The organism is Planctomycetaceae bacterium, assembly GCA_041398785.1.
Taxonomy (GTDB): Bacteria; Planctomycetota; Planctomycetia; order Planctomycetales; family Planctomycetaceae; genus JAWKUA01.
In genome coordinates, this window is record JAWKUA010000065.1 from 1 (window position 1) to 2240 (window position 2240).

Consider the following 2240-nt stretch of genomic DNA (forward strand, 5'->3'; position numbering starts at 1 on the left):
TTTGCGGTCGGCGGCGGTGAGCGCGGACTGACGTCGCGCGGCTCGCCGGCTCAATATACCACACAAGTATTCGGGTCAAGAAAAGGGCTCATGTGGAAAATGGGGGCAGCCGAGTGCGATTCTGGCCCGGCGGACCGGCATCGCGTGAGAGGCTTTCTGAGAATCTGCGTGAGCCGCAACCATGAACGTCCCTTCGGGACCGCGTCGCCGACCGAAGCCGCCACCGCCGACCGCCACCGCCGACCGAGGCCGCTTGGGAGTCCGGCCCCTTGACCGGGAAGTCTGTCCGGTGTTGTAATACGGAGATCCGCAGCACGGTTCTCCCGCGGGCCGACTCCGAATTGCTCAACCGTTTTTTCCGTGTTTTTCCACGCGACCGATCCGCAACCGTAGGTCAACTCCAATAGCAGCGGCAGAGCCTTCATTGTTCGACCAGCCGTTGAACCCGTCCCACCGCCGAAACCTCCACGCACCTCACACACCCAGATCGGCAGGCGGGTTAACTCTAAACGTTCGTTCTTCAAATGAAGACTCAACCAAATGACACTCAACGTCGAACTTGACGATCAGCAAGTGCTCCGACTGCAGGAAGTTGCAAGTCGACTCAACGTCTCCGTCAGCGATCTTGCCAAAGCTGCGATCAATGATCTGCTGGCAAAACCGGATACTGATTTTGATCGTGCTGCCACACGTGTGCTGGAGAAGAACGCTGCGTTGTACAAGCGATTGGCCTGATGCGGTATTTAACGCTTGGGGAACTGATCCAGCTTCACGGTCGCATCATCGAACAATCAGGTGGTGCCGGCGGGATTCGTGACCTGGGACTGGCTGAATCGGCACTCGCGCAACCCCAGATGTCCTTTGGCGGCAAAGACCTGTACGCAACGCTCGCAGAGAAGGCCGCGGCCTTGTGTTTTTCGCTGGTGATGAATCATCCATTCGTCGACGGCAATAAACGGATCGGTCATGCAGCGATGGAGACGTTCCTCGTACTGAACGGATATGAACTGGATGCTGACATAGACGATTCCGAATCTGTTATCCTTCGACTTGCTGCAGGTGAACTCGGACGGCTTCCATTCACCGAATGGGTTGCCGAGCACGTGACCGATGTCGAGGCGTAAATCGGACGAACCTGGATCGTGATCGAGGTCAGCTTTGCGGCTGAGCCGCCCCCACACCATCCGGCATGCGGTTCCGCACCGGGCGATTACGATCTTTCGCAGTGAGTGTCTGCCAGACGGTTAACGGGCTGACCATTCCTTCGTGAGCGAGATAATCCAGCGACCGCGCGTCATGCACGGCCTTGCTGGACGACAGCGTTCACGGACCTTTGCGACTGCAGTCGTGGGTGGCGTACATCCAGCCCCCGCTCACGGAGTCATCATCTCCGAGCGACATTGTGAAATACCTTGCGCGCTATCTGACGGGCGGTCCCATTTCGGATGCTCGATTGCTGCAGCACGAACACGGCAGAGGGACATTAACCGCGCGAACGGGGATCACGCACGGCGGCGGTGACGACGTTGAAGAAGTCAACTTGCCGGCACAGGAATTCGTTCGCCGGTGGTGCCTGCACATTCTTCCGCCGGGCTTCACGAAGACGCGTTGCTACGGCGGCTGGAGCAACCATCACTGTCAGCGTTATATGGCCGAATGTCGTGACCTGCTGCCGTCTGCCGACGACCGCGCACAATGCGACGCGTTGAGTCCGAACGCTTTGCAGGAACTGACCGACGCCGCATCCGGCCGACGCCGTTGTCCAACATGTGACGGCGAGCTGGAATTGATGGAACGCGTTCACCGCACGAGTTGGCGGGACATCTTTTCCGGCTCCGACTGTCCGGCATGGAACACATTTCGGGACCGTCCCGGATGACCAGTTTCCCGCACAACGTGAAGCCGCCGTTCTTCGCCCGTTCCGGCCGAGCGAATTCTTCGCTGCTGCGCGGCTCGGTGCTTGCCGGTGGTCGTGGGGACCGCGGAACTGGTCTCACACCGACGACCACAGCAACCGGAGGAACTGGTATTCATTGCAAGCGACCTTCGGTCGTGACAGACAATTCCCCTGGTGGTAAAATGAGTTGCCCAAAGAATTCGGTGACGCCATCGAATTCGCAAGGGCGATCAATCTGCATCTGACCCCGTCCCCCGCCCACGAAGCGGAAAAGTTCAACGCACGATCTATGAGTCAGCATCCCTGCCGCCGCATAGATCGCAATTCGTTATGTGCAGCAATG

At 58.8% G+C, this 2240-nt stretch carries 3 protein-coding genes; 2 read left to right on the plus strand and 1 reads right to left on the minus strand.

Annotation, left to right across the window (positions count from 1 at the left end):
• Nucleotides 1-540: 540 nt before the first annotated feature.
• Entirely contained in the window at nt 541-735 is a 195-nt protein-coding gene (locus R3C19_27395) for a hypothetical protein (protein MEZ6064088.1), read from the plus strand.
• Between the two features lie 56 nt (nt 736-791).
• On the opposite strand, the gene R3C19_27400 is transcribed toward R3C19_27395, so the two are convergent.
• Nucleotides 792-1184 (minus strand): hypothetical protein, encoded by a 393-nt coding sequence (locus R3C19_27400; protein MEZ6064089.1) that lies wholly within the window; start codon nt 1182-1184, stop codon nt 792-794.
• A gap of 149 nt (nt 1185-1333) precedes the next feature.
• On the opposite strand from R3C19_27400, the gene R3C19_27405 reads away from it, so the two are divergent.
• Nucleotides 1334-1879, plus strand: coding sequence for a transposase (locus tag R3C19_27405; protein MEZ6064090.1), 546 nt, complete (start codon nt 1334-1336; stop codon nt 1877-1879).
• Nucleotides 1880-2240: the final 361 nt, after the last annotated feature.